Annotated in this window: 37 protein-coding genes and 2 pseudogenes; 23 read left to right on the top strand and 16 right to left on the bottom strand. The window is 32.7% G+C overall.

What is annotated here, in order from left to right; translation table 11 throughout:
• The 10 genes from NHG49_RS15020 (at position 1) to NHG49_RS14975 (ending at position 8,173) form a co-directional block, all read left to right on the top strand.
• On the top strand, positions 1–1,050 hold the full coding sequence (locus tag NHG49_RS15020) for a hypothetical protein (protein ID WP_064475583.1): 1,050 nt from the start codon (positions 1–3) through the stop codon (positions 1,048–1,050).
• Positions 1,043–1,537 (top strand): NUDIX hydrolase, encoded by a 495-nt coding sequence (locus NHG49_RS15015; RefSeq protein WP_001057918.1) that lies wholly within the window; start codon positions 1,043–1,045, stop codon positions 1,535–1,537. The genes NHG49_RS15020 and NHG49_RS15015 overlap by 8 nt, the downstream gene beginning before the upstream one ends.
• A gap of 103 nt (positions 1,538–1,640) precedes the next feature.
• Positions 1,641–2,150: a ribonuclease FAU-1 family protein gene (locus tag NHG49_RS15010; RefSeq protein ID WP_098111719.1), complete on the top strand. Its 510-nt coding sequence runs from the start codon at positions 1,641–1,643 to the stop codon at positions 2,148–2,150.
• A gap of 202 nt (positions 2,151–2,352) precedes the next feature.
• The gene (locus tag NHG49_RS15005) at positions 2,353–2,961 is read left to right on the top strand and encodes a TetR/AcrR family transcriptional regulator (RefSeq protein WP_149173532.1); all 609 of its coding nucleotides are present in this window, start codon (positions 2,353–2,355) and stop codon (positions 2,959–2,961) included.
• Complete coding sequence (locus NHG49_RS15000; RefSeq protein ID WP_064475581.1) at positions 2,945–3,673, top strand: hypothetical protein; 729 nt, start codon at positions 2,945–2,947, stop codon at positions 3,671–3,673. The genes NHG49_RS15005 and NHG49_RS15000 overlap by 17 nt, the downstream gene beginning before the upstream one ends.
• Positions 3,674–3,900: 227 nt before the next feature.
• Complete coding sequence (locus NHG49_RS14995; protein ID WP_064475580.1) at positions 3,901–4,656, top strand: ABC transporter ATP-binding protein; 756 nt, start codon at positions 3,901–3,903, stop codon at positions 4,654–4,656.
• 15 nt (positions 4,657–4,671) lie between these two features.
• A complete protein-coding gene (locus NHG49_RS14990) occupies positions 4,672–5,658 on the top strand; it encodes an aliphatic sulfonate ABC transporter substrate-binding protein (protein WP_149173533.1) in 987 nt (328 codons plus the stop codon).
• Between the two features lie 16 nt (positions 5,659–5,674).
• Entirely contained in the window at positions 5,675–6,523 is an 849-nt protein-coding gene (locus NHG49_RS14985; RefSeq protein ID WP_064475578.1) for an ABC transporter permease, read from the top strand.
• Positions 6,524–6,701: 178 nt separating this feature from the next.
• A complete protein-coding gene (ssuD, locus tag NHG49_RS14980) occupies positions 6,702–7,814 on the top strand; it encodes an FMNH2-dependent alkanesulfonate monooxygenase (protein ID WP_149173534.1) in 1,113 nt (370 codons plus the stop codon).
• Between the two features lie 266 nt (positions 7,815–8,080).
• The gene (locus NHG49_RS14975) at positions 8,081–8,173 is read left to right on the top strand and encodes a putative holin-like toxin (protein ID WP_001289320.1); all 93 of its coding nucleotides are present in this window, start codon (positions 8,081–8,083) and stop codon (positions 8,171–8,173) included.
• 228 nt (positions 8,174–8,401) lie between these two features.
• Here the strand turns inward: NHG49_RS14975 and NHG49_RS14970 are convergent, their stop codons facing one another.
• Entirely contained in the window at positions 8,402–9,223 is an 822-nt protein-coding gene (locus tag NHG49_RS14970; protein ID WP_064475576.1) for an HNH endonuclease, read from the bottom strand.
• A gap of 149 nt (positions 9,224–9,372) precedes the next feature.
• Here NHG49_RS14970 and NHG49_RS14965 point away from each other — a divergent pair, with 149 nt between their 5' ends.
• A complete protein-coding gene (locus tag NHG49_RS14965) occupies positions 9,373–10,458 on the top strand; it encodes an AI-2E family transporter (protein ID WP_064475575.1) in 1,086 nt (361 codons plus the stop codon).
• Between the two features lie 239 nt (positions 10,459–10,697).
• Here the strand turns inward: NHG49_RS14965 and NHG49_RS14960 are convergent, their stop codons facing one another.
• From NHG49_RS14960 to NHG49_RS14930, 7 genes are read right to left on the bottom strand one after another with little or no spacing between them, the layout of a single operon-like run.
• A complete protein-coding gene (locus tag NHG49_RS14960; protein WP_064473550.1) occupies positions 10,698–10,838 on the bottom strand; it encodes a YrzI family small protein in 141 nt (46 codons plus the stop codon).
• A gap of 25 nt (positions 10,839–10,863) precedes the next feature.
• Entirely contained in the window at positions 10,864–11,004 is a 141-nt protein-coding gene (locus NHG49_RS14955; RefSeq protein ID WP_000669812.1) for a YrzI family small protein, read from the bottom strand.
• Between the two features lie 25 nt (positions 11,005–11,029).
• Positions 11,030–11,173 (bottom strand): YrzI family small protein, encoded by a 144-nt coding sequence (locus NHG49_RS14950; RefSeq protein ID WP_000668981.1) that lies wholly within the window; start codon positions 11,171–11,173, stop codon positions 11,030–11,032.
• Positions 11,174–11,199: 26 nt separating this feature from the next.
• Complete coding sequence (locus NHG49_RS14945; RefSeq protein WP_098111721.1) at positions 11,200–11,343, bottom strand: YrzI family small protein; 144 nt, start codon at positions 11,341–11,343, stop codon at positions 11,200–11,202.
• A gap of 26 nt (positions 11,344–11,369) precedes the next feature.
• Positions 11,370–11,513, bottom strand: coding sequence for a YrzI family small protein (locus NHG49_RS14940; protein WP_017560126.1), 144 nt, complete (start codon positions 11,511–11,513; stop codon positions 11,370–11,372).
• 28 nt (positions 11,514–11,541) lie between these two features.
• A complete protein-coding gene (locus NHG49_RS14935; protein WP_064475571.1) occupies positions 11,542–11,685 on the bottom strand; it encodes a YrzI family small protein in 144 nt (47 codons plus the stop codon).
• A gap of 27 nt (positions 11,686–11,712) precedes the next feature.
• A complete protein-coding gene (locus NHG49_RS14930) occupies positions 11,713–11,853 on the bottom strand; it encodes a YrzI family small protein (RefSeq protein WP_000156189.1) in 141 nt (46 codons plus the stop codon).
• A gap of 439 nt (positions 11,854–12,292) precedes the next feature.
• Between NHG49_RS14930 and NHG49_RS14925 the strand changes: the two are divergent.
• From NHG49_RS14925 to NHG49_RS14910, 4 genes and pseudogenes are all read left to right on the top strand, one after another.
• A pseudogene (locus NHG49_RS14925) lies at positions 12,293–12,662 on the top strand (DUF4825 domain-containing protein); the annotation flags it as partial.
• Positions 12,662–12,973 (top strand): annotated as a pseudogene (locus tag NHG49_RS14920) (DUF4052 family protein); the annotation flags it as partial. The pseudogenes NHG49_RS14925 and NHG49_RS14920, both read left to right, overlap by 1 nt.
• A gap of 41 nt (positions 12,974–13,014) precedes the next feature.
• Positions 13,015–13,494: a CcdC family protein gene (locus NHG49_RS14915; protein ID WP_242290110.1), complete on the top strand. Its 480-nt coding sequence runs from the start codon at positions 13,015–13,017 to the stop codon at positions 13,492–13,494.
• Positions 13,495–13,612: 118 nt separating this feature from the next.
• Positions 13,613–14,122, top strand: coding sequence for a 2'-5' RNA ligase family protein (locus NHG49_RS14910; protein ID WP_076539234.1), 510 nt, complete (start codon positions 13,613–13,615; stop codon positions 14,120–14,122).
• A gap of 6 nt (positions 14,123–14,128) precedes the next feature.
• Here the strand turns inward: NHG49_RS14910 and coaW are convergent, their stop codons facing one another.
• The 7 genes from coaW to NHG49_RS14870 all read right to left on the bottom strand — a co-directional run bounded on the left by coaW (position 14,129) and on the right by NHG49_RS14870 (position 19,871).
• Positions 14,129–14,959, bottom strand: a complete 831-nt coding sequence (gene coaW / locus NHG49_RS14905; protein WP_242290109.1) for a type II pantothenate kinase — start codon at positions 14,957–14,959, stop codon at positions 14,129–14,131.
• A 92-nt stretch (positions 14,960–15,051) separates the two neighbouring features.
• Positions 15,052–15,450, bottom strand: coding sequence for a 3-hydroxyacyl-ACP dehydratase FabZ family protein (locus NHG49_RS14900; protein ID WP_242290108.1), 399 nt, complete (start codon positions 15,448–15,450; stop codon positions 15,052–15,054).
• A gap of 56 nt (positions 15,451–15,506) precedes the next feature.
• Positions 15,507–16,706: an LL-diaminopimelate aminotransferase gene (locus NHG49_RS14895; protein ID WP_258126191.1), complete on the bottom strand. Its 1,200-nt coding sequence runs from the start codon at positions 16,704–16,706 to the stop codon at positions 15,507–15,509.
• A 533-nt stretch (positions 16,707–17,239) separates the two neighbouring features.
• Entirely contained in the window at positions 17,240–17,602 is a 363-nt protein-coding gene (locus tag NHG49_RS14885; RefSeq protein ID WP_064475563.1) for a hypothetical protein, read from the bottom strand.
• A 170-nt stretch (positions 17,603–17,772) separates the two neighbouring features.
• Positions 17,773–18,060, bottom strand: a complete 288-nt coding sequence (locus NHG49_RS14880) for a hypothetical protein (RefSeq protein WP_370458089.1) — start codon at positions 18,058–18,060, stop codon at positions 17,773–17,775.
• 165 nt (positions 18,061–18,225) lie between these two features.
• Positions 18,226–19,428 (bottom strand): MFS transporter, encoded by a 1,203-nt coding sequence (locus NHG49_RS14875; protein WP_000269247.1) that lies wholly within the window; start codon positions 19,426–19,428, stop codon positions 18,226–18,228.
• Positions 19,429–19,718: 290 nt separating this feature from the next.
• Positions 19,719–19,871 carry a YqbF domain-containing protein gene (locus NHG49_RS14870; protein WP_071723536.1) on the bottom strand — a complete coding sequence of 51 codons (153 nt, stop codon included), beginning with the start codon at positions 19,869–19,871 and terminating at the stop codon, positions 19,719–19,721.
• Positions 19,872–20,349: 478 nt separating this feature from the next.
• On the opposite strand from NHG49_RS14870, the gene NHG49_RS14865 reads away from it, so the two are divergent.
• The 8 genes from NHG49_RS14865 (at position 20,350) to NHG49_RS14830 (ending at position 25,645) form a co-directional block, all read left to right on the top strand.
• Positions 20,350–20,718 carry a hypothetical protein gene (locus tag NHG49_RS14865; protein ID WP_098103617.1) on the top strand — a complete coding sequence of 123 codons (369 nt, stop codon included), beginning with the start codon at positions 20,350–20,352 and terminating at the stop codon, positions 20,716–20,718.
• Positions 20,719–20,914: 196 nt separating this feature from the next.
• On the top strand, positions 20,915–21,700 hold the full coding sequence (locus tag NHG49_RS14860) for a class I SAM-dependent methyltransferase (protein ID WP_064475560.1): 786 nt from the start codon (positions 20,915–20,917) through the stop codon (positions 21,698–21,700).
• 69 nt (positions 21,701–21,769) lie between these two features.
• Positions 21,770–21,958 (top strand): DUF3970 family protein, encoded by a 189-nt coding sequence (locus NHG49_RS14855; RefSeq protein WP_064475559.1) that lies wholly within the window; start codon positions 21,770–21,772, stop codon positions 21,956–21,958.
• Between the two features lie 77 nt (positions 21,959–22,035).
• Positions 22,036–23,001, top strand: coding sequence for a nucleoside hydrolase (locus NHG49_RS14850; protein WP_258126187.1), 966 nt, complete (start codon positions 22,036–22,038; stop codon positions 22,999–23,001).
• A gap of 165 nt (positions 23,002–23,166) precedes the next feature.
• Positions 23,167–23,409, top strand: a complete 243-nt coding sequence (locus NHG49_RS14845; protein WP_064475557.1) for a GlsB/YeaQ/YmgE family stress response membrane protein — start codon at positions 23,167–23,169, stop codon at positions 23,407–23,409.
• Positions 23,410–23,486: 77 nt separating this feature from the next.
• Positions 23,487–23,882, top strand: coding sequence for a hypothetical protein (locus NHG49_RS14840; RefSeq protein WP_000847586.1), 396 nt, complete (start codon positions 23,487–23,489; stop codon positions 23,880–23,882).
• Between the two features lie 219 nt (positions 23,883–24,101).
• The gene (locus tag NHG49_RS14835; protein ID WP_064475556.1) at positions 24,102–24,959 is read left to right on the top strand and encodes a gluzincin family metallopeptidase; all 858 of its coding nucleotides are present in this window, start codon (positions 24,102–24,104) and stop codon (positions 24,957–24,959) included.
• Positions 24,960–24,976: 17 nt separating this feature from the next.
• Positions 24,977–25,645 (top strand): YjgB family protein, encoded by a 669-nt coding sequence (locus tag NHG49_RS14830; protein ID WP_064475555.1) that lies wholly within the window; start codon positions 24,977–24,979, stop codon positions 25,643–25,645.
• Between the two features lie 65 nt (positions 25,646–25,710).
• Here the strand turns inward: NHG49_RS14830 and NHG49_RS14825 are convergent, their stop codons facing one another.
• Positions 25,711–26,937, bottom strand: a complete 1,227-nt coding sequence (locus NHG49_RS14825; RefSeq protein ID WP_258126185.1) for an MDR family MFS transporter — start codon at positions 26,935–26,937, stop codon at positions 25,711–25,713.
• Positions 26,938–27,000 lie beyond the last annotated feature (63 nt).

Below are 27,000 nucleotides of genomic sequence, written 5' to 3'. Positions count from 1 at the left end.
ATGAGTGTCGCACTTTCGCGAAGGCGAAAAGGTATCTGGATTGGACTCGTATCTTTAATCTTGTTATCAAACTATTTATTGTATGCTCTTCCGATTGTACCAGCTACTCCGAAAGAAGTTGTTCTTGGATCATTATTAGATTGCATGTTTGTAATTCCAGTCATTACGTATTTCTTTATTATTCGAAAAAGATACTCGTTAACTTATATATTTCCTGTTGTAATAGCTGGTTATATATTTGCAAGATTTATTATTCCAAGCGACTATTTACAAGCTTTTTCATACGTTTCTTATAGTATAGTTGCAGGAGAAATTGCTTTTGTATGTTTAGAGTTATTCCTTCTATATAAAATTGTTAGAAAGCTTCCTAACATAATAAAAAAATATAAAGAATATAAAAGTCAGTATTCTTCATTTTCTTATGCAATTGATGCTGCGTTTGACGCCACTATGAAAAGAAATAAATTAATAGATATCATTGTAACAGAGTGTAAGCTAATTTATTATGCATTTTTATCGTGGCGTGAAAAAGTACCAGAAGGTGAATACGTATACTCATATCACAAAAAGACTGGTGCAATAGGTGTATATATTATGATCATCCATGCGACCTTAATAGAAAGTATCGGTTTTCATTATTTGTTTCATCAATGGAATCCAGTTGTAGCATGGGTGTTACTTATTTTAAATGTATATGCAATGTTTTATTTTTTAGCTGAAATTCAAGCAATGCGTAAAAATCCAATTATTGTTACGGAAGAACAGGTAATTATTCAAATTGGATTAGGGAAGAAAATCATTATACCGTTTACACAAATTGATAAGATTACGTTTTATAAAGGGGAACTTTTAAAAAAAGAGAAAGAGGTTCTTGACGCAACGGTGATGGAATTTATAAAGGAACCTCCAATATTTGAAATAATACTCAAAGAGCCAATGAAAGCACAATTATTATATGGATTTTCTAAAACAGTAAGTCGTGTTTACTTAAATGTTGATGAGGAACGAAAATTTTATGATGTGATGGTGGAGAAATTGAACCATGAATAATGCTACTAATTTTTATCGTGCGCTTGGTGTGTATGGTATTTGTATCGAAAATAATAATATATTAGTAATTGATAAATCAAAAGGTCCATATAAGAACAGATATGATCTACCTGGTGGGAGCTTTAATGAAGAGGAGTCGTTGTTATCGGCACTCCATAGGGAATGTAAAGAAGAAACTGGATTAGAAGTAAAGGTTATAAAGCAAGTAGGTACGGTTGATTTTCAATACCCTTCAAAGTTTAAAGATTATACACATGTACACCATATTGCAGTTTTGTATGATGTTGAAAAGAGTGCAGGGAAAATCATAGTACCAAAACAATTTGAAGGTCAAGATTCTTTAGGAGCGAGATGGGTTTCTATAGAAAGCATTACAGAAGACAATTCATCTCCACTTGTATGTAGTGCAGTGAAGTGGTTGAAAACGAATGAGCTTCCATTAGAAGTGAAAAAATATGAAACATGGACAGTGAAAAACTCCTTCTAAAATAAGAGGGAGTTTTTATTGTGTATTTGGAGACCAAACACTTCTTTATCACTATATAAATGGATATAATTAAGATTAGAAATAGCATAAGGGGAAACAAAGAATGAATAAATTACTAACACCAAAAAGTAAAATTATAGAAAGAAAAATTCGGTATGACTCGACCGTAGTAGATCACACTTGCTTATTACTTGAAAAGCAGTTGCAAAGTATCGTGTTATTTCATGAGGTTCAGTATTCATTTACAATGACTGCACATCGTGCGAGTTTAACAATCCCAAAAGGAAGTTACACCATTGCATACTACTGGGAAAATCGTCTGTACAATTTATACATATGGAGAGATAAAAATGGAATGTATTTAGGCTCTTATTTTAATGTTGTAAAAAATACGCAAATAACAGACGAATTAGTGTCATTTGAAGACTTAATTATTGATATATTGGTACTTCCAAGTGGAGAATATTTTATTTTAGATGAGGATGAGTTACCTGAGCCTTTAGAGGGTTTTGAGGGGGGGGATGTGAATGAAGCTCTTAATGTATTAGAGGAAATAATTCAAAAGACGCTTCCTCAAATGATTGTAGAGACAGAAATGGTGTGGTTAAACTAAAGCGATTTGAAAAGAAAATATGTGTTTAATGAAATTGAGTAGTCTTAAGTTATATGATCTAACTTTTTGATAAGTCTAAGGTTAGATGTATATTTCTTGAGATTACTCTTTTTTTGTGGAAACTAATATTGACTGAATATAGTTCAGTCGTTTATGATTGAATCAGATTCAGTCGAAGGTAAAACATAGTAGGAGATGACCTATGAAAAGAATATCAAAAGAACCAGATGTTAGAAGGCAAGAGTTGATGGATATTGGTTTTGAACTATATATGAAAAATGGTATGAAAGGATTTAGCATAAAAGATGTTGTGAATCATGCAGGTGTAGCAACGGGCTTATTTTATTATTACTTCAAGTCTAAAGAGAATTTTGTTGATGAAGTATTAAATGATTTTATTGTGAAAAATATGGAGTTAATTGAAGAAATACTTATTTCTAATGAACGGTCTGTCATGCAAAAGCTGAAAGATTCTCTAAATATATTTTGGACATTTATCGAAAAATTAGCACCCTATAAAAATGTGAGTTCGTTTCAGACGGAACAACATTTTCAACTGGAACAGAAATTATTTACGCGAATGCAGCCATTAATTCGACAAGTAATCGAAGAAGGGGTGAAAACTGGGATTTTTAATACTAATAACTCATTATTAGCATCAGGATTTATTTTATACGGTCTTAGCAGTATTGCTCATTCAGAGGTGAATTTGAATCTAGACACGAAGCAAGAAATGATTAATTTAGTATTAAATACAATACGATACGATACGATCAAATCGAAGGAGAATGTATATGAAAATTATTATTGATGGAAACAATATTTCGAATGAACAACTTACAAAGTGGAAAAGAGAACGTATTAAAAAAGTTTTAAATACATTAGGACATAAAGAACCGGAATTAAATGATACAGACGTTATGAAAAAAAAACTAACGGAACTAAAGTTAAATCATTCATACAATGAAATGTATGATAAGTTGAAAATTAAACTGAAATTAAGTGAAATGGGTATGCGTATTTGTACTGTTTTATCTGGTGATAGACGAAAATTTTCAAAAACAAGTATCTATTTAGATGGGATTACAGCAGAAGAAGCGATAAATGGAATTGATAGTTTTATGCTTGAACAATCAGATGAAAATGATCAAGTGAATTTATCAGCCTGTCCAGATCACTACGTACTAAGACCCTTTGGGGAAAATGAATTAGAGGTTATCGAAACTACTGGTAATTCTCCATTTCCAGTTCAATTTTTTATTGTTTTTGGTGACGAAACGGGATTGAAGACACCTCGAGATAAGTCTTATCAATACCAATCAACAGGTGTTGCACGTATGAAAGACGGTACTACTATTGGTGGAGTTCGACATCAATTCAAAGATACAGATACTGGTATAGAAGTAAGTCTAGTTGTAGAGTTTCCGGCACTTTGTCCTAATAGCCTTATTAAATCGCATCAAATGCATTTGGCATGTGAGTTTTCTTATTGGTTACAGTGGATTAAGAACCATAAAAAATAATTTTTAAATAAATAACAATAAGGATGTTCAAACGAATCATATGTATTTTTAAACAAAACCCAGTTGACTTATCGGAAATATTTGTATAATATGTACTTAATTCTATTACGTATTGCTGATTGGAGAAACCAAAGGCATTTTATCTATTGATAAAATGCCTTTGGTTTTTTTATTGCATAAATACTGAATCTGTTCATTTAGATGAATCATTTCAAGGAGGCGAAGAAGTGACTGTTTCAATTGATGGAGTATCAAAATATTTTTCGAAACAAAATGCTACGGTTCAAGTATTAGAGAATATTAATTTTCAATTAGAGAAAGGGGATTTTGTTACAGTAATTGGTCCGAGTGGTTGCGGAAAAAGTACACTATTAAAAATTATTGCAGGTTTAGACAGCGATTTTGAAGGAGAAATCATTATTGACGGGGAGCGTATAACAAAACCGAGTAAGAAGCAAGGATTTATATTTCAAGAGCATCGATTGTTTCCATGGCTAACAGTGGAAGAAAATATTGCAGCTGATTTGTCATTAAAAGATAAGTATGTGAAGGATAAGGTAAAGGAATGGGTTGAAATTGTTCGATTAGACGGTTTTGAAAAATCATATCCGAAAGAAATATCAGGCGGGATGTCACAACGTGTTGCGATTGCAAGAGCGTTGTTAAGGGATCCCAATGTATTATTGCTTGATGAACCATTTGGAGCACTGGATGCATTTACCCGAAGTCATTTGCAAGAAGTACTGCTCAACATTTGGGAACAAAAAAAGACGACAATGATATTCGTTACACATGATATAGACGAAGCAATATATCTTTCGAACCGAATTGTCATCATGAGTGCAAAGCCTGGAAAAATACATAAAGTGATTGAAAATAATTTATCTTATCCGCGTAGTAAAACTTCGGAGTCATTCCAAGAAATTCGAAAGAAAGTATTACAGCAGTTTGAACACGGGGGATTAATTCAAACAAGTATATAGGGAAAGAGTGAGTATATGTATAAAAAAATTAAAGTTCTTTCTTTTGCAGTAGCTATTTCTTTATTTTTATTTGGATGTGAAAAAAGCACAGCAAGTAGTAAGAAGGAAGATGTAACAGTACAAATTGGTATACAGCAAGGATTAAGCCCGCTATTATTAGCACAGAAAAAAGGATGGTTTGAAGAGGAGTTTAAAAAAGAAGGGGTTAAGGTGAAATGGACAGAGTTTCAAAGCGGACCTCCTTATTTTGAAGCGATTGCATCAAATCGATTAGACTTTGGTGAAGTGGGAAACTCCCCAGTTATTTCAGCACAAGCAGCAGGTATTGAATTTACCGAAATTGCTAATACAAGTTATGCGAGAAAAGGAACAGGGATTCTTGTACAAAAAGATAGTAAGATTACGAGTGTAAAAGATTTAAAAGGTAAAAAAATTGCGGTAGCAAAAGGGAGTAGCGCGTTTAATTTATTGTATCGAGCCTTAGAAAAAGAAGGTATCAATGCGAAAGATGTAAATGTTATTCAGTTACAACCAGATGAAGCACAGCCGGCATTTGAATCCGGATCAGTAGATGTATGGGCGATATGGGATCCATTCATCTCGCTACATACGTTAAATAAAGAGGCAAAAGTTATTGCAGATGGTGAACTATTAAATGTTTCTTCTCCAGAATTTTTAATTGCGAGAACAAAATTTGCGAAGGAGCACCCAGAATTAGTTGAGAAATTCCTTAAAGTTTATGAAAAAGCACGTGTATGGCAAGAGTCAAACTTAGATGAAGCGATAAAAATATATACTTCTGCAAAGAAAATAGATGCCGAAATTGTAAAAGAAGTGTTTAATCACGACAAACCAATTTTAGTTCCAGTAACGAAAGAAATAATAGCGGAACAGCAAAAGACAGCGGATTTTCAATATAAGCTAGGCTCTATAAAGAAAGAAATTAAGACAGATAAAGTAGTAGACAATTCTTTCGTAGAAAAAGCATTAAAGGCGAAATGAAAAGAGGTTTTGTAAATTGGAGAATACGAAAGCTGTTATGAAACCAACGGGTATAACGATTGGCAAAAATAATGTAAAGAAAGTGCGAAAGACGAATGTAAAAGTGCTAGTAAGAGCGATTACTATACCGATTATCGTATTAATTATTTGGCAGTTAGCCGGCGTATTCGATTTAGTTTCTAAAACAGTTTTACCAACACCATTAGATATATTACTAGCTTTTCAAGAACTTATAAAAACAGGAGAGTTATTCGGTCATTTAAGTTTCAGTGTATTCAGGGCTGCGGCTGGTTTCTTTATCGGCGGGAGTTTAGGAATTATTTTAGGAACGATTGTTGGATTTTCAACGAGAAGTGAGCAATATTTAGATCCATCTGTACAAATGTTAAGAACTGTACCTCATTTAGCTGTTGCACCGCTTTTCGTATTATGGTTCGGTTTCGGAGAAACATCGAAAGTATTATTAATTGCGGACGGTGCATTTTTTCCTTTATACGTAAACGCGTTTTTAGGGATACGAGGTGTAGATTCAAAACTATTCGATGTTGCGAGAGTGTTAGAGTTTAGTAAAAGAAAATTAATTACAAAATTAATTTTACCTGCCGCATTGCCAAATCTATTACTGGGAGCAAGGTTATCTTTAGGAGTTGCATGGGTGAGTTTAGTAGTAGCAGAACTTATGGGGTCTACAGAAGGTATCGGCTATATGATTATGGATGCAAGGCAATTTTCAAATACAGATATCGTATTTGTCGGCATTATTATTTTTGCATTCGTTGGAAAGTTTTCTGATTCACTCGTACGTTTACTAGAAGTGAAGTTTTTAAGATGGCGAGATAATTTTAAAGGAGAGACAGGGAATTAACATATAAAGTGAAACTTTAATCAGTGGGGAGGGTCAATCCCCCACCTAACTTCTTTGCTTTCGCTGAATTTTAAGGTGGGGATCTTACTGCCCGCAAATAGCGGGGTAAATTATTAGGGGTAATTTATATAGAGTATGTTAGTATGCGTTTCAAAATAAATAAGGGGTGTGTAAAGGTATGGAATTATTATGGTTTATTCCGGCTTATGGAGATGGTCGATATTTAGGAACGACAAAAAGAGGAAGAGCAGCTGAGTATGGTTATTATAAACAAGTTGCAGCTGCAGCTGATTATTTAGGATATTCGGGTGTATTACTTCCAACTGGTCAAGGGTGTGAAGATCCATGGGTATTAGCATCGGCACTTGCAGCTGAGACAGAGAAATTAAAATTTTTAGTAGCAGTTAGACCAGGACTAATGTCACCGACAGTTGCAGCGAGGATGGCATCTACATTTGATAGAATTTCAGATGGGAGGTTACTTATTAATGTAGTAGCTGGAGGAGATCCTGTTGAATTGCATGGCGATGGATTATATCTTGAACATGATGAAAGATATGAAGCAGCGGATGAATTTTTAAAAGTTTGGAAGTCAGTATTACAAGGTGAAACAATCTCTTTAGAAGGAAAACATATTAAAGTTACGGAGAGTAAAGTTGTATTTCCTCCGGTTCAAACACCGTATCCACCAATTTATTTTGGCGGATCGTCCGCTGCAGGTAAAGAAGTTGCAGCTGAACATAGTGATGTATATTTAACGTGGGGCGAGCCACCAGAGCAAGTGAAAGAGAAAATAGATGAAGTAAAAAAACTTGCGGAAGAGAAGGGGCGTAACGTAAAATTTGGTATTAGACTACACGTAATTGTAAGAGAGACAGAAGAAGAAGCATGGGAAGAAGCTGAAAGGTTAATTCAATATGTAGATAATGAAACAATTGAGCTCGCTCAAAAAACATTTGCAAGATATGATTCAGTCGGACAAAAACGAATGACACACTTAAATAAAGGTACGAGAGAGTCGTTAGAGATAAGTCCTAACTTATGGGCTGGAATTGGGCTTGTAAGAGGTGGTGCGGGTACTGCGCTTGTTGGAGATCCGCATACAGTAGCAGAAAGAATAAAAGAATATGAAGCGTTAGGAATTGATACGTTTGTATTATCAGGATACCCCCATTTAGAAGAGGCATATGAAGTGGCAGAACTGTTATTTCCTTTATTGAAAGACGAGAAGAAACAAGAAAATAAAATTGTTGGGGAAATGATCGCTGATGCATATGCATTAAAAAAATAGTGAGAAATAAAATGAAACTTTAATCCTTTGGGTGAATTGTCCCAAAGGATTATTAGTTGAACCAATCGGGCATTTGCAGGCAGTTTCACCTATGTTTTGCTACATTTTGTTTATTGCCTGTTAATACGGGATAAAAAACTCGCAAGTATTTCACTTGCGGGTTTTCATCGTAAACTATTAGAAAATATGGTAAAATTAAATAGTAACTTAAGGTACGGTTGGTTGTTCAATTATCACTTCTCCGAATAGGAGGGGGGTGATAATACGTGAGTGAAATAGCGTTGTTACTGCAGGGTGGACTGTTTCTCGTTGCATTGTTAACGTTCGTCGTCGTTTTAATAGACAAGCTCAAAAAATAACAACCCACCTATGCCAATAGAATGTGGGTTGTTTTGTTTGTAAGAAACAAATAGGATAAATGAACAATCCAATCTGCTAAGTTACGTGGACTAGTGTGTAGCCGCACACTGGTCTTTTTTATTTATTTACAATTAATAATTGGTTTATGTGATTGTATTGTTCTTTTCATACTTATTATAACACAGTGTCTTTTCGTCAAGAAAGGAGACCGTATGTTCTGATTTCGATTAAATAGAAGGTTTTTTTTCTTTAAATAGCCCATCCATATACTGTTTTAAAGTTTGGATATAAAATTCCTGTCTATTTACATCATTTACGCCGACAATTGGAGATGAAAGTTCATATCTCTTTTCTGATAAGTGAACGACAACGTCAAATATATCAAATAGACGAATGAAACAGAACAGGCCATCTTTATCACTTAATAAAATAAAGTAATGGTTCTCGCTATTTGTATTTAATGTATTCCATAAAGAACTTTTACTTAAATCGCGAACTATACTTTTTTCTTTTAATTCCATAAAATCGGCATTTGATAGAATGTTAGAAATATCAATCGCATCTGGATCTTCAAAATAGCCATCAACAGCTTGTACAGCGAAAGTATAAGCCATTTTTAATACACTCATTTTGTATTTACGGTTATCTAAAAGTAATTCACGTTGAATAGAGCTAGCTACTTTCGTTACACGTTCTTCTTTCCAAATTTCATTATGTAGTGAAATATCGTGCTTTTTACATAGTTTCATAATTAATGTATTGGAATAAAGTATTTCATCACTTACTTCAACAACATCTGTCTCAGCAGCCGCAAGTTCCTCACCATGTTCATTCGTATAGAGCGGGGAATCAATTTGTTTTTTCATTTGTTCAATCTTAAATTGACTTAATTTATGCCGAATTAAGGGACGATCAATATTTGTTGTCATTTGTTCATGGCAAGTATCACAAATTGAGTTTGTGAAATAATATCCACATAATATTTCGGGGATGACATATTGTTCACTAAGTTCTTTCGTATCTTTTCTGCATATGATGCATTGTGTCATTTTTATCACCTTTACCTGCAAATTTGTATGTAATCTCATTGTAGTGTATTTATTGGTATTTTGGAATATTGTAAAGGAAAATATTATGTGAAATTCTTGCTTATTTTGGTACAATGAAGAGAAGTGCTAGTTTAAAGGAGGACGTTTTTTTGAAATCGAAAGTGCACTTTTGGACATTAGAAGTGCTAATGGTTGTAGCGATCATATTTATTTGCACAAAAATATCGTTTCTATTTCAACCGATTGGTATCTTCATATCTACGTTGTTTTTCCCAATCTTAATCGCGTTATTTTTATACTTCATATTTAACCCATTGTTAGTCTTTTTGGAGAATAAAAAAGTACCTAGAAATTTAGCGATTTTACTGTTATATCTTTTTATTATAACATTAACTGCAGTTGGAGTTGGGGTAGTTGTTCCAACGATCTCACAACAGTTAATGGATTTAGTAAAAAATATGCCAGGTTATATTAAAGAGGGAAAACTATACATACAAGATTTATCCCATCACAGATTATTTGAATGGTTATCTACACAAAACTACGTTTCCATTGAAACAATTGAGAAAAACGCGATTGAATACTTAAAGGATATACCAAACACGATTACGTCGAGTGCAACGGCTTTATTTGGTATTATCACAAACGTTGCATTAGTTATCTTCACAGTACCGTTTATTTTATTTTATATGTTTAAAGATGGACATGCGTTTCCAGGGAAAGCAGTTAGTCTATTACCTGTGTCTTACCGTGAAGAAGGACTTCGTATCATTAAGGAAACGAACGAAACATTATCTGCGTATATTCAAGGGCAAGCGCTCGTTTGTATATTTGTAGGTGCTTTTACTTTTATCGGTTATTTAATTATCGATTTACCGTACGCTTTCGTTTTAGGAATTATAGCAGCATTTACAAATATCATTCCTAATTTAGGTCCATTTATTGGTGCAGCACCAGCTGTTATTGTAGGTCTGTTCGTATCTCCGATGCAAGCGTTGTACGTAATTATTATCGTAACAATTGTACAACAGTTTGAAAGTAACATCATTTCACCGCGTATTATGAGTTCAAAATTAAATATCCACCCGTTAACAATTATTATTTTAATTTTAGGGGTAGGTAACTTTGCGGGAATTATCGGAATGATTTTAGCAGTGCCAGTTTATGCAGTAACGAAAACAGTTGTTTCGAACTTAGTGAGATTGTTTAAGACGAAACGAAATAATCGGAAATAGTATAAATTGAGAAAGATACACCGCTTTTTAAGTGGTGTATCTTTTGTTTATTACTCAACATTAAAAGTGTACGGGTGTAATTTTATTATATATTTATTACACATCAAATATAACGATATACTTGTGTGATAGTATGTCTATAAAACTATGTGGAATCCCTCTGAACTATCCAAATCATTTCTTTAGAACGTGCTATCAACATCATAATCGACTCCTTTCAATTTTTATATTTTAAAGATTTATAGGTGAGAGTAGTATTTGCTTCTACGATCTCGAATTTCGTCTATAACCTGTTTATATTGTTGTTCTTGTTTTAATTCCGCATCAGAATAGTTTTTTTTCTGAATTGTAATTGTTAAAAAGAAAAGGTGAAACTTCATGATACATTCCTCCTTTCGAAAGGAATTATAGATGGCTACAGTAGTGACTTTGACGTTCTTTTACATCCTCCATAGCTTTATTAATTTGATGGTCATGCAATATCTCACTGTCTGAGAACTTAGTTTTTTGAATGGTGATCGTTAAAAAGAATACTTTAAATTTCATATGTTTTTTCCCCTTTAAAAGTTATTTAGAAAAGGCGGCTGTAATAAGAAGCTTGACGCTCTTTCACTTCGCCCATAATAGTTTGAATGTGTTGCTCACGCAAAATTTCTTGCTGTGAAAGCTTACGCTTTTGAATGGTAATCGTTAAAAAGAATGCTTTAAATTTCATTAGGATATTGCTCCTTTAAAAGTTATTTAGAAAAGACGGCTGTAATAAGAAGCTTGACGCTCTTTCACTTCACCCATAATAGTTTGAATGTGTTGCTCACGCAAAATCTCACTTTGAGAAAGCTTACGTTTTTGAATGGTGATTGTTAAAAAGAATGCTTTGAATTTCATTAGGATATTGCTCCTTTAAAAGTTATTTAGAAAAGACGGCTGTAATAAGAAGCTTGGTGCTCTTTCACTTCGTCCATAATAGTTTGAATGTGTTGCTCACGCAAAATCTCACTTTGAGAAAGCTTACGTTTTTGAATGGTGATTGTTAAAAAGAATGCTTTAAATTTCATGAAGGTATTGCTCCTTAAAAATATATTTTTAATACATTTGCGTATAGTATGAACTTTTAATGTCAGTCATTTTATCAGTCAGTTGCTTTAATTGTTGTTTACGAATGATTTCATCTTCAGATAAAGTCTTTTTCTGAAGTACAGTTGTAAAAAAGAAAATATGAAAAGCCATAAATGAATTCCTCCTCTCGAAAAGGAATTACAGGTGATCACAATAAAGCGCTTGGCGCTCCTTAACATCATTCATAGCTTTTTCAATTTGCTCGTTATGAAAAATTTCATCTTTGGAAATTGTATTTCTTTGAATCGTAATACTTAAAAACAATACGCTAATAGTCATCGAATGTTGCTCCTTTCTTTAAAAAATAATATAAGAGGCTAAAAAATCGCACAAAAAAGCCACAGGAAGATATAGTTCTCCTACGGCTGGGCGTCAAAAAGCCACAGGAAAGTATACGACCTCCTGTGGCGAATTTATGAATTAATAGAAATAAAGTGCGATTTTCAATTCTCCATTAGGGTGGTCGAATTCATATTTAATTGTCCGAAAAACAAAGGTGCAGTTAACGCTAAAGTTAAAGCATGTAATTGTAATTTCATCATTTCCTTCGACCTCCTTTTAGAATTTTTTCTTACGTTAGTAAGTATATACAATTAATGGATAATTGTAAACATAAAAATCGAAAATTTTTAATTTTGATTAAAATGCGTATATTTTAAAGGGTTTTGAGAAGAAGTATTGTAATGAACGAAATATCGATAATAATGGGGGATGCTAAATGAAATATATGCATCGTAATGTGGTTGTTATGCTAACAATTTTTTTAATTATTTCTGCTTGTTCTAGCGGAGAAAGAATAAAAGAAATATCTGATATTGAACCTGGTGCTTTTAAGAAATATGCTGGGACATATGTTTGATAATAACTCAGATGTGGTTGCAATTCTTAATCATTTACCTGGTGGTGAAACATTTCAAAGTATAAGTTTAGAGAATGAAAGTATAAAGGTAAACTATGGTGCAAGAGGGATTGGAGCCCTTACAGAAGATATGGTTGAGACATATTGGTTTGATGGTAAGGATACGATGGAGAAGAATTTTCTCTTTAACGTTATTTATCTAGCGATTTTAGTACCAAATGCAAAAGGTTAGGAGAACACTCAGTTAAACAGTTTATTGTACAACTATTATTGTATGTTACAATAGCAACTTTCTTTCAAGTAGCAGTAGTGATTAAGAAACGTTTTAAGTGGATTGGTCTTATGATAGGCGGAACATTTTTTATATCATTGAATAGTGTGCTTTATGCAGACGTAGGAATACAGGATTTAAATTCTACATCTAATCTATCTTTAATAGATATCCCATACTTTATTGTCATTTCAATTATATTAACTATCGTCTATATCGTGACTAGCGGTATATTTATTCAAAAAGTATCATTTGAGCAAACAATTTAAAGTGTAATTAAGTAAATATTTTGGGAGAGTAGGAAAAACAAATGAGAGATACATCTTCACTCGTTACAGTCTATTTATGCATTGCACTACTAATACTCTGGCGTCGTTATCGTTCTATGTATAAGCCAATAAAGGGCAGTGGGATACGTATTTTGTGGCCATTACTATTTTTAACACCTGGTGTTTTATGGTTTTTTGGTCCCGTACATCCAGCTATTTTACAAGGTATAATAGCAGCATTCATTGGGGTTCTTTTCGCCGTACCACTTATAGTTTTAACAAATTATGAGCGAAGAGATGATGGGAATATTTATACGAAAAAAAGTGCAGCCTTTTTAATTACTTTTATTGCACTTGTCGTTTTAAGATACGGTTCAAGACAATATATTGTTGACTTAGATCAACAAACGATTGGTTTATTATTTTATGTTATTGCAGTATCGTATATTATCCCTTGGAGAATAGCTAGTTATATAAAGTTTAGGAAAGTTTGGCGGGAAAATAGTAATCATGCTTTATAAGAAAAAACTTTTCTTTTGAGAAGTTTTTTCTTTTTATATGTAATTGAAATCATTTGTTGAAGTGCAAGCTACCATACAATATGATGAATATAAAAAAGAGAAAGTAGGGGATATAAAAATGCGTACAATTTTACTTTTTCTAAACGACATGTCTATTAATGAAATAGAGGACATTAGGAAACAACATGATCCTTTATTCGGTTTAATCCCACCGCATATTACAATTGTATTCCCATTTGAAAGCTCGACTTCAAATGATGAGCTGAAATTACATATTTTAAAATTATCAAAAGGGATACAGGAGATAGAAATTGAATTTGCGAATCAAATTACGAGTGAAGGGGAATATTTATTTTTACGAGTTGAAAAGGGGCAAAAACAAATAGAAGAACTTCATGATATGCTGTATACAGGCGCTTTATTACAATTTTTGAAAGAAGATATTTCGTACATACCGCATGTAACAGTCGGGAGAAAAGAAAGTACTGAGTTAGCTGCTGAAGTAGCTAAGGAAATTAAGAGTTTCCCTGAAAAGTTACAATGTGTAATTGATAGAATTAGTGTAGAGCGAATTGGAGAAAACGGGAAATCAATTATTGAATTTGAAGTACCGTTGCAAAAAAGCTGACAAAAGTCAGCTTTTTTTATTCGTAACATGAAGTAAAGCACCAATCGCACCGCTATTACCACCATCTCGTAAAAAGATTGGTGTTTTATTTTGATATTTTGTGTAGTTACTAATAATATTTTGAAGGTGTACGTTATTACATAGAGTGGAACCAATATAAATAATATGGTCAATGTTTTTTGTTTCGGCGAATTGAAGGCTTAATGCAGTAACGACTTCACCTACAAGCCCTTGCACAGTTGCTAGTATATCAGCACTACTAAAATTTGAATCTGTTTTGGTAGCTTTTCCGAAATTGCTTGCAGTTAAGCTATTATCAATAGGAGAGAGAATGCCACCATAAATATCTCCAACCGTAATATCTAGTTCTTTTCTAGAACCTACTTTTGTTAAAGGAATCACATCTTCAAAATAGTCTATATTTGTTAACAATTTTGAAAGCCCCATAATAGTACCACCGCCAACACCGGTTCCACCAGCGCGAATATATTGGTCATTATAAACGTAATGAATGGAAGTACCTGTACCGATATTTGTTAATATAAAGTTATTTATATCATATTTTTCTTTTTTTAATATGTATTGGACACCTATTAGAGTAGCTTCAAATTCGTTTCGTTCTACTATTTTATATGAGTGTGAAAGTAGTTGCTGTAATTGTTTTGCTTTACCACCTGTTATACATATTTGTTTTATACGAGTGTTTTTCTTAAGCCAATCTATTATTTTATCTTGTTCATTTGAATAAAATTTTTCAAAAGCTAATTGCTTTTGTTCGTTCAAATAAGCAATTTTCGTTAATGTTCCTCCGGCATCGATACCGATAGTACTTTCCATTTTCATGCCCCTAACCAAGTAATTTATTTACTCTGTTCATATTAGTGAAACGAATTTGTAGGAGTGAGATATCCCGACGAATTACATCATCTCTATTCTGCTTGATATATTAATAGTTTTTCTATAGTTACAATCGGCCGATCGTTAACAGTTGCAGTACCTTTACCGAGAATAAAACCTCGTCGATTACGAGTTAGCTCATAATGTAAATCAAGCTTATCACCGGGAAATGCGTTTCCATGGAATTCAACCCCATCTAATGAGGAGAGGAAGCCTAGCCCTTCAGAGTCACTTGTATGTACAAATGCACTAAGCTGAGCAAGTGCTTCTACAATTAACATATGAGGCATATGTTTTTGATTATCATTTATAAACCATTCATTATTTGAAATGAGTTTATATCCCGTAACGGATTGACTATGGATTATATTTGTTACTTTATCAATCATTAAAAAAGGATAACGATGAGGAAGAGTGTCTTTAATATGCATATGAAAGTACCTCCAATAAATAATACCCCTGCTATAGTTAAGCAGGGGAGTTATCATTAATTTTTAACTAATTCATTTACTTTTTCAAGAGAAAAAATACCGCTATTTCTAATGTTTTCAACAACTTGTTGTAACACTTCTTTATCTTGAACAAGTGCAATACGTACAAAGCCTTCTCCATGAGGTCCAAATGCATGACCTGGTGTAACAACGACATTCGCACGATCCATTAATGCATAAGCGAAATCTATAGAAGTCCAGCCTTTCGGAATTTCGGCCCAGACGAACATACTACCAGCTGGTTTATCAACATTCCAACCAAATGTTCGGAATCCATCAACTAAAGTATCTCTACGTTCTTGATAAATACCGCGATTTTTCTCACAAAACGCAGCGCCATTTCTTAGTGCCGCTGATGCCGCTTTTTGAATTGGTAAAAACACACCATAATCTGTATTTGATTTAAATTGAGTAAGTGCACGAACAATTTCTTCGTTTCCAATCATATATCCAATACGGCTACCTGCTAAACTATAACTTTTTGATAAAGAGTTGATTTCTACTCCAACTTCTTTAGCACCAGGTACAGAGAGGAGGCTAATTGGTTTATTGCCATCAAAATAAAATTCAGCATAAGCAAAATCATGGACAACAATAATGTTATGCTTTTTCGCAAATGCGATTACCTCTTTAAAGAAATCTGCATGAGCCATTGCTGGAACTGGATTCCCTGGGAAGTTTAAAATCATCATCTTTGCTTGATCAGCAATATCTTCGGGGATAGCTGCTAAATTAGGTAAGAATTCATTTTCTTTCTTTAATGGCATGTAGTAAGATGTTGCACCAGCCATTTGAATTCCAGTTTCATAAGCTGTATATCCTGGATCCGGAACTAATATAATATCTCCCGGATTTGCATAAACCATAGGTAAGTGAACGAGTCCGTCCTGTGAACCCATTAATAATAAAACTTCTTTATTGGCATTTAATTTAACGTTATGAGTGTTGTTGTAATATTCAGTTACAGCTTCGTGAAATTCTTGAATACCACTTAATGTGTATCCGTAGCTTTCTTTTTTACTTGCTGTATGTACCATTTCTTCTCTTACGAAGTCAGCAGGCGGCATATCAGGATTCCCGATACTTAAATCAATCATTTTGTGACCTGCTGCAATTTTTTCTTTTTTATAAGCCCCTAATTCACTAAATATAGAAGATTGGAATGCTTTCATTCTAGTTGCTAACGTGTAAGTCATCAAAACCCCTCCTAAAAACAGTGTTTTCTTTCTGCGTTTTTAATTATTCTGAAAACACATGTTTACATTTTATCATTTTTTTATGAAAATTAAAACGATTGACAAATTTAGAGGGAGGATTAGTCTTTTTTGAAAGGGCGTTGTAAATAAGGATTGGTTAACTGAATTGTTTATTATATATTTCTATACGGTTTAGGATGTTTTATAGTTTTTATTAAGTATATCCCGCATATTTTGGATGAAAAAGAACATGAAAACGAGGCCTAATATACCACTAAGCCAATAGTATGAATTTCCTGTCGAGAATCTTTCATAAAATGAAAGTGCACTCCATAGGATTAGGATAATGGAACAGATTGTTGATACAATTAATGAACTTAAACTTCTCAAAAAAAGCACCTCGCATTAAAATATTGTTATTATATAATACTACATTTAAATTTAAAGATTTAAAAGAGGGAAATGTTTTTGGGGAGGTTTTGTAAATTAAAAATAACGCAGAAAATATTTTCTGCGTCTTATATGAAGTGTAATCATTTCTTTTTATATGTACATAACTTTTCCACTGCATAAAAGTATACATTTAATTTGCCATCGACAACTTTTAAAGTTTGATCCGATGTAAATGAGTTACCATAATCAATGTGATATACATTAGAATTCTTTACAAATGAGCCTTTGTATAAATCTTCTTTTTCCTTTGATGTTTGCATCTCAACTAAATATTGAACAATTTTTTCTTTCTTTTCTTCTTTTACAACTGTTTCAAATTTATAAGATGCAGGGCAAAGACCATTTTTGTTGTCAACGACTTCCCAAGAACCGTATATATCATTATTGCTACATCCGCTAAGTAGAACGATGAATATTGGAATAATTAATAGAATCTTTTTCATTTTGTACTCCTTTCTTTTCATTTTCAATAAACGTGCGAATACGATACAAATATTGTAATAAATAAAGTTTAAATTTTTATAAAGAATTATTTAATTTCACATAAAAATTTTGGGAGAATTGAAAAAGCATGAATCTAGTATAAAGTCAGATTCATGCAGAGTACTATAGCCTATGTTATGTCTCTTTTGAGGAAAAATAATGAGGAAAGTAGGATCATTATTCCATTTAAAATATATATAATTGCAACAATGAAGGCTAGCCCACCTGCGCCAAATCCAGCTTTATCAAATATAGAAGCGAATGCTAAGGTAGCAAAAAAAACAATAGGAGTTATCAGTAAAAATATGAAACCTGCGATAATTCTTCTTTTAAAGTTATGTCCAGATAAGGAAATAGCTAAAAAGTTTATGATGCTAAACAGAGCTAATACAAAAATAAAGATACTAAATAACTGCATAACATCAGACAATTTCGCACCTCCTGTATATATCATGTTAGTATACTGTATTCGAAAGCGAAAGAGGGTACTCCTTTAAATAATTACAATAAACGTAATAAATAAGGCTTTATATAACAAAGACGCATGGATTAATCAAATATGATCCATGCGTCTTTGTTTATGTTATAAATTCGCAGATTGCGAAGGTTGTTTTTCATATTGTTTCTGTTTAGATAATGAAATGAAAATAATTAATAATGAAATCACACCGAAAATGAGAACCATATATTGCAATCCAATCGTATCTAAGAAGAAGCCTGTGCCGAGTAAGACAATTTGGAACATAACTCTCTCAAACATATTACGGAATGAGAAGAGACGACCATGATAGCTTTTTTCCACTTTCGTTTGGAAAATTGTCGACATAATAGGGAAGAAGCAACCAACACTAAAACCAAATAAACCAAATGATGTAAGAGACATCCATTTTATATCGCTAAAGAACAAGGAAAGATGTGCAAAAGCGGTACAAACAGCGAAGAAATATAATAATTTTTCAGGTTTGAAATGGTCAGATAAACGTTTAATAACGAAGGCCCCTAACATAAATGCTACACCTTCAATGGTATATATAAAGCCTTTAATCGTTGGATCATGTTGCATTTCACTAATGTTGATTACCATTAAATTAAATCCGGCTATAAATAATAGAGGGATAATACTTAATATAAGTGCTGTAAAAGCAATAGGAATTCCTTTTAAAATACGAAAGACTTCCATAAAGCTATTATCTTTCGCAGCTTGTTTACTTGGTGTTGTTGATTTCTTATCTTCGAATTGTAGGAAGAAAGTTGAGAGGAATAATAAAGCGTATGCTGCCATTGAGAAGGCATACATATACTGTAAACTCATTACAACTAAAAGAATTCCACCTAGTGAAGTACCTGCAATACGAGCGATTGTACCTACATTCATATGTACACCGTTCATCTGTAATAACTCATGCTCACGTACGATGAGTGGAATTACAGATTGTAATGCAGGGAAGTAAAATGCTGCAGAAATTTGAAGAGCAACCATAAATGCAATCATAAAGGCAATACTTTCAAATTGGATAGCGAAAAACATAAAAATAACACTAATAACGCGACCGAACCCAGCATAAAGAAGAACTTTTTTCTTTTCATATTGATCGATAATACGACCGGCCATAGGACCAACTAGTACACCAGCTAATAGTCCGATGAATAATATAACTGATTTCATGAAATCAGAAGGGACATATTTTTGCATAAATTCAAGGTTGCCAAGAATACCAAGCCATAGCCCTAGACCAGCAATAAACTCCCCAATTAACACAATCCAAACATTTTTATTACGCCACATAATGTAAAACCTCTCCGTCTTTTAAAATGAAAAACTCGTATATAAAACCTCCTTATTTTATGTATAATTTATAACGAACTTTTTTAGAGTCAGAGTCTATATTACGTGTTTCATGAGTGGATTTCAATCTTTTTGATTTGTCAAAAATTTGATGTGTTAATAGATGAAACAAGTAAGTCAAAATGCATACAACCAATGATTACATATTCATTGAAATTAAGGATAAATAAAATAAAAGCATCAAGAAAATATCACAATTAAATGATATTTTTCTTGATGCTTTTAATACATCAGGCTGAATATTCTTCTTTACGTACTTCGAAAAATTCATTACGACGTAAGTAATTATAAACTTTCTCGGAAACCTTTTCTTCTTCAGACATTAAGAAACGATGATCAAAAGCATAGAATGATTGACCTTTAATTAATTTTACGTAGTATATTTTACACGCCTCCTCTAGCATAATTGGAACTTAATTGATATTATGATGGCCTATATGCTTGTTAATCATACTTGGAGTTTCAAAGGATAGGAACTAAACAAATTACAAAACATTACAAAATTGTAATGTTTTTGTCACGTTTTCCGATAGTTAAAAATAACCAATCTCTTCTATACTACAAATAAGTTACATAAAATAAGGGGGTAAAAAGATGGATGAAGTAATTGGAGAAGTTGTAGCAGGTATTTGTGAATTTGTAGTTGAAGTAACGGCAGATGCTATTGGGAATTTAGTTTCCGGGAATGATGAGGAAAAAGAAACATTATAATAGTTTGTAAAAGTATACAGATGATCCAAATATAAAGGTTGATTTCTAAAAGGGAGTCAGCTTTTTTATTTTTTACATTATATTAATTTTATTTGAATATTCATTTGTTATTATGTTTGTGAAACTCATAAAGGAGGTGAATAAATAAAGATGTCGAATTTAGGATCTGATTTATCTAATTCTTGTTTAATTATGGCGAATGTAGACGAAAGGGAATATCATTTTATTATACGTGAACATCCGATTTTAGGGAAAATTATATCGCTACTTGAAAATGGAAAAGAATATGGTTTAATAGATAAACAAATCGCTAATAAAGATAATTTTATTAAATCGGAGCTTATTAAATTAGATTATTTTAACATAGATGTTCTACAGCATACACCTGGATGGATATGGATTGGTATGGATCAATTTGGTTTACATGCTCGTGAGGCTACTTATAACGAAGTAGACGTTATTATGAAGTTGAAAGAGGATTTATATTATATAGATGTATATGAAAAAGTAAAAATGTAATAAATATTTAGTCAGGTTAGGGGACAAGTTCCCGTAGCCTTTTTTGTTTAGTAATAAAACGTAACATTAATATTATATCGATGATAGGACAGCATGATAAGAAGTAAGCTGAAAAGAGGATTTGAAAATACATAAAGAGAACTTTAATTATTACATGAATCTTATATGTAAGTAACAATAGAAAGAAGATGATAAAATGAGTAAAGAAGAGCTTGTAAAACAACAGTTTGGTAATAATGCGGAAAAGTATGTAAAAAGTAAAATTCATGCAAAAGGACCGGATTTACAATATGTAGTTCAACAAGTAGAGTCTCGTCATAATAATCGTCTTCTTGATATTGCTACTGGCGGTGGACATGTTGCGAATGTATTAGCTCCATTGTTTAAAGAAGTAGTTGCCTTAGACTTAACAGAAAAAATGTTAGAGAATGCAAAAAACTTTATTATAAGTAATGGATATGAAAATGTATCTTTTGTCGCTGGAAACGCTGAAAGTTTACCGTTTGCCGATAGTTCTTTTGATACGATTACATGCCGAATTGCAGCACATCATTTTACGAATCCAGCTCAGTTTATTTATGAAGTAAATCGTACGTTAGAACATAATGGATTGTTTATTTTGATAGATAATGTTTCACCGGAAAATAATGAATTTGATACATTTTATAATTTTATAGAAAAAAAGCGAGATCCGAGTCATGAACGAGCGCTGAAAAAAACAGAATGGATTACCATGTTAGAAAAAAACGGTTTGCAAATGCAATCATGCCTTACTTTTGACAAGAAATTTGAATTTGACTGGTGGTGCGATATGATGAATGTACCTTTGCAGAAACGTATGAAATTAACAGAATGTATGATGAAAACACCAGTTGAAATGCAAGAATTCTTTAATATTCAAATTGAAAATAATAAAATAAATTCGTTTTATACTGAAATGGCATTGTTTGTATGCAAAAAAAGCGCGACATTAAAAAGATAAATTTCTTGCAGTCTTTTCAAAGTACGTTATACTTAGTACAGAGAAAATGAGAATTGAGGAAATATAATAATGATTCGCGTACGTATTGAAGGAACTGAAGAAGAAATGCTTGAATTTATGGAGAAAATTCCAGATATTCCTGGATTTGAAAAAACACATATGAGAGAACCGAGAAAAGGAAATAATCCAAAATACGATTCAAGTAAAAATGTACTAGCATATTTATCTTATAAAAAGATTGAAGTCGCCAATAAATAGGTGGCTTTTTTAGTTTGTACCGTTTCACAGCCTTGTCTTTTTCACATAATAATAGTAGTAGACTATGCTGAAGAGGGGTGAGGATAGTTAATAAGAAAATCATCTTTTTTGGAGACTTTGGTATTGACGATGCTGTGGCGTTAATTTATGCAAATAAAACATGTAAATTAGATATTATAGGTATTGTTGCTGAATATGGGAATGTATCGCGAGAGATTGTAACGGAAAATGTGTATTTTTTAGAAAGATACTATGCTACAGAAGTAAAAATCATTGAGGGTGCAGCAAGACCGATGACAGCAGAAGAACCTTTATTCTTTCCTGAAATTCATGGAGATCACGGTTTAGGTCCAATTATTCCACCTGATATGAGGATTTGTAAACGGGAAAATTTTTGTGAATTAATTAAATTAATTGAGCCTTGTCCAGAAGATATCATTATTGTAGCGACAGGACGATTAACAACATTGGCAACGTTATTTTTATTATATCCAAATGTCATGGATAAGGTATGTTCGTATTATATTATGGGTGGTGCTTTTTTATTTCCTGGTAACGTTAATCCTGTATCAGAAGCGAATTTTTATGGAGATCCAATCGCCGCAAATATTGTTATGAAGTACGCAAAGAATGCGACTATTTATCCGTTAAATGTAACACAAGACGCTCTAATTACTCCTGAAATGTTGGATATGATTAATAAAGAAGGAACAGGGCAGGCAAAACTCATTAAACCAATGATCGATTTTTATTATGAGAACTTTTATAAAAAAGAATACCCGGGTATTGCTGGAAGTCCAATTCACGATTTACTTCCGTTCATTTCTTTTATAAATGATGATATTTTTGAATATAAAAAATCTGCAGTTTGGATTAGTACGACAAATGACGTAACAAGAGGACAAAGTGTGGCAGACTTTAGAAAAATAGCTGAGCCGACAACGTTTGATAATAGGCCTATCCAAAAAATTGCAGTTGGTTTTAACTATCTGGCTTTTAAAGAAGAATTTATGCGAACGATATTAAAGCCTGATTGTCCTTAATATGTGGAACTGTATAAATTGTCAGTTCAAAAAAGATCGTTCACTGTTTTGAACTAACTTAGTGGTTAAGCTGTATGAATAACTTATGGAAAATGTAACATAACTAATGGTAAGCAATTGTTTCTAATTATATTTTGATTGGTGAAATATAAAGGAGGTTATCATATGATTTGGTCTTTAATCGTTGGTGGTTTATTAGGATGGTTTGCAAGCTTAATTACTGGAAGAGACGTACCAGGTGGTGTAATTGGTAATATTATTGCTGGTATTATCGGTTCTTGGGTTGGTACGAAATTACTTGGTAGTTTTGGCCCTGTAATAGGCGGGTTTGCAATTATTCCAGCTTTAATCGGTGCGATTATTTTAATTTTCATCGTAAGCTTTTTATTACGAGCAATGCGGAAATGAATGTACGGACTGTTTACATTTGTAAGCAGTCCTTTTTATATGTTATGCTAGTATTATACAATCAGGAGGTGTCAGCATTGAAAACATTTACAGTAAATTTCCATCAAGAAGATAATGCTAAAGCGACAACAGTACATAAATTAAGTGAAGAGGACTTCAATAAAGCAACAGAAAAAGGCACTCGTCATCTATTTGATTTAGATACAAACGTTGGATTCTTCGTATTCTTTGATGCAGAAGATGCAGAAGGTAATGATCAATACTTAATGTTACAATACGAAGGGGATCATGAAGAGCCAACTGCGTGCTACGGATTTGATTTAAAATTATACTATCAATTTTTAGCACTATACTTAAATGATCTTGAATTCCACGGTGAAACAGATGAGGAAGAGGAAGAGTATGGCCCAATTCATCATTTAGCTCACTTACTTTATCATATTGTTGAAGATGGTAAATCAATCGAAGTGTAAAAATACATATGTAAAGCTGTCCTTTTTGGGCAGCTTTTTTTATTATTATAATAAATGTTATGATTTGCATAATGGTAAATGGATTTCTGATGGTGATAAATGGTTTGATTAAACAGAAAAAGCAACAAAGAAGACTCATCTTTCTTTGTTGCTTTTTCTACGTTTCAGGAAGGATTGCAGTGTAAATGGCGAGAAGGGATATATAAGGAGATGGAAAAAATGATAAATAATACAATTCCAAGTTTTTTAAAATTATGGGAAAGTAACGATGTAGAATTAGCAGTCCTCAACCAATACTTTACTTCGTATCCAGAGATATTTGAAGAATACTTTAAGTATCATTGTCCACATACGAGAGAACGAGTTTCTAATGCCATTAAACAATATCCCGCAAAAATAGAAGAAATTCGTATCATTGCAGAAACATTACCGACTATTATTCAAGAAATAACGAATGAATATCATTATAAATATAACTTTGATGTAAATATGAATTTTCATCTATTTGTTGGAGCTTTTGGCTCTAATGCATTTGTAGAAAGGGAAATTATTGGAGACATATTTTTTGCGGCAGAAAAATTATCTCCAGATGTAAATCACCTTCGTGTTATTGTCGCTCACGAAATAGGACATATATATCATAATGTTATGTTACACAATGATGGAATGGATTGGGGGAAAGCCGATTGGACTGACGGATCAGTTAATTTGTATCGTGAAGGTGTTGCAACATATTTATCAAAGCAAATTATGAGAGGTTTAAATGAATCAGTGTACTACTCATATAACAATGATGGCGAACGTTGGTTACAATGCTATATAGAAAATGAAGAACAAATAAAGAATCGTTTTTTGGAAGATTATATAGAAGGATGGACGTTTGAAAAAGAGAAAGAGTGGTTTCGGTTATCTGGAGGACAGTATTTTGGATACAACCGACTCGGTTATTTTTTAGGAACAGCTTTTGTAGAATATGTTGTACAAGTATTGGGAGAGAGTGAAGCATTTACTTTTTGGAACAAACACAATTTGAAAAGCGGTGTCATGGATTGGTTATCGAAAGGAATAAGATTATAATAGGGGGGCTGAAATGTATGAAAGTGTATGTAAAGATAGCTATGTTATTTCTCGCTTTTACATGCATATTTGCATTAGTAGCATGTAAAGGGACAGACGAAAAAAAGGAAACAAACCCAACCTCGGAAAATAGTAAAAACGAACAAAATAATTCTTCTGAAGAAAAGAAAGAGCCTGAAGTAAAATCAAATAATGAAGGATCAGAAAAAACAAAGACAGATTCAAGCACGAAAGATACAGTTATAAATCAAAAATCAATTAACCACATTAAAGATTTGTTTGAACTAGCGAAAGAAGGAAAAGTACCTAATGTTCCGTTCGCAGCACATACAGGTGATATTGAAGAAATAGAAAAAGATTGGGGTAAAGCAGATAAAACGGAACAAGCAGGCAACGGAATGTACGCTACCTTTACAAATAAAAATGTTTCCTTCGGTTTTAATAAAGGATCACAAGTTTTTGATGTACGCTCCTATCATGCAGAGCTAAAATTAATTACATTACAAGAAATAGAGAAAGCATTAGGAAAACCAGCTTCAGTTAAAGTAAATGGGGAAGATAAAATATACGTATATAAAGTAAACAATCAGTTTGAGTTAAAATTCATTATTCCAAAATCGACTGGTAAGGTAAATCATATTTCGGTATTTTCACCAGAAGATAGTATTAATAAAATGGCAGGGTAATAAAAAAGGGTGTCACAAAAGTCTCGAGACTTTTGTGAAATCCTTCTTTTTATAAAGAAAGCATCCTATAAAATATGAGGGGTATGCTCCGAAACGTCTTTATTTATTTTATTACGTTCTACATTATGAATAAACAGTGCTTGAATAATCCCTCCCATTATTAAGAAACAAGCGCAAATATAAAATAGCATGCTACCGTTTAGTTTACTTAATAAAACCGCACCAAGTACAGGACCGCACGTACGAGATATATCCCAATGTAACCCGTAAATTGAAAAATACAATCCATGCTTATCTGTAGGAGCGATTTCTGAAACGAATCGAAGTAAATGGTTTAAGGCAATACTTTCCCCAATGACTAAAAAAAGTAAAGTGAAGAATAGTGACGTGATTGTTGCTGAAATCCCGTAGCCAATTGCAGCTATTGTATAGCAGGTATAAGAAATAAGAATAATTTTCGCCATAGAAAATCGTTCAGACCATTTCACAAGGAAAACTTGCAGGAAGATTTCCATTATAGCCTTGCATGTTGAAATAAAAGCGAGCATGAATACGAAATCTGGAAATATATCTTTAGCGAAAATGCGATAATTTGTCTCAGTTTGAGCATAAAAAAAGCTAATAGGGAGTGTAGTAATCATAAGTCCTAAAACGGCGTAATGCTTGCTTACAAATTGTTTTGAAGATGATACTTCAACTTTTTGCTTTGGCTTTATAAATACTGGAGCGGTTTCTGGAAGCTGCGTCCATACAACTACTGCATATACCATAAGTGTAATGCTTTGCATTATAAATAAATATTCAGGGTGAGTACGATAAAAGATAGCACCAATTATTGGACCGATTACGGAACCAATTGCAGCCATCGTATGCAAAAGAGCAAAAATTTCTGCTTGTTGTTTTTGTGTTGATAAATCAGCAATTTGTGCACGTTGAGCGGGAATATATAGGGAACGGCCAACCCCATTTATGACGTAAAGCAAAGCAAATATAAAAACAGATTGAGCAAAGATGAAGCTACCGATTGCAACGCCTTGTAGCAATAAGCCGAGTAACATAATTTTCTTTCGCCCATATTTATCAGTAATTCCCCCAGCAATAAGTGTAAATACAATGTCTGATAGTGGTTGTAGTCCAAAGATGAGCATAGTTATTATTATATTACCGTTTAACATTTTATTAACGTAAATAATCATAATAAGAGCTAACATGGATTCGGTTGTTCGGGTTAATAATTCGCCGCACAGTCTTATAATAATTGGTTTATTATAACGTAGTAAGAGATTGTTCAATATTAATTCCTCCTTTCTATATTGAAATGATAAGATGAAAGGAGAAGTGGAAAAAGGGTAGAA

Source organism: Bacillus sp. IBL03825 (genome assembly GCF_024712505.1).
GTDB lineage: Bacteria > Bacillota > Bacilli > Bacillales > Bacillaceae_G > Bacillus_A > Bacillus_A wiedmannii.
This window is presented reverse-complemented; position numbering and strand designations above follow the sequence as displayed.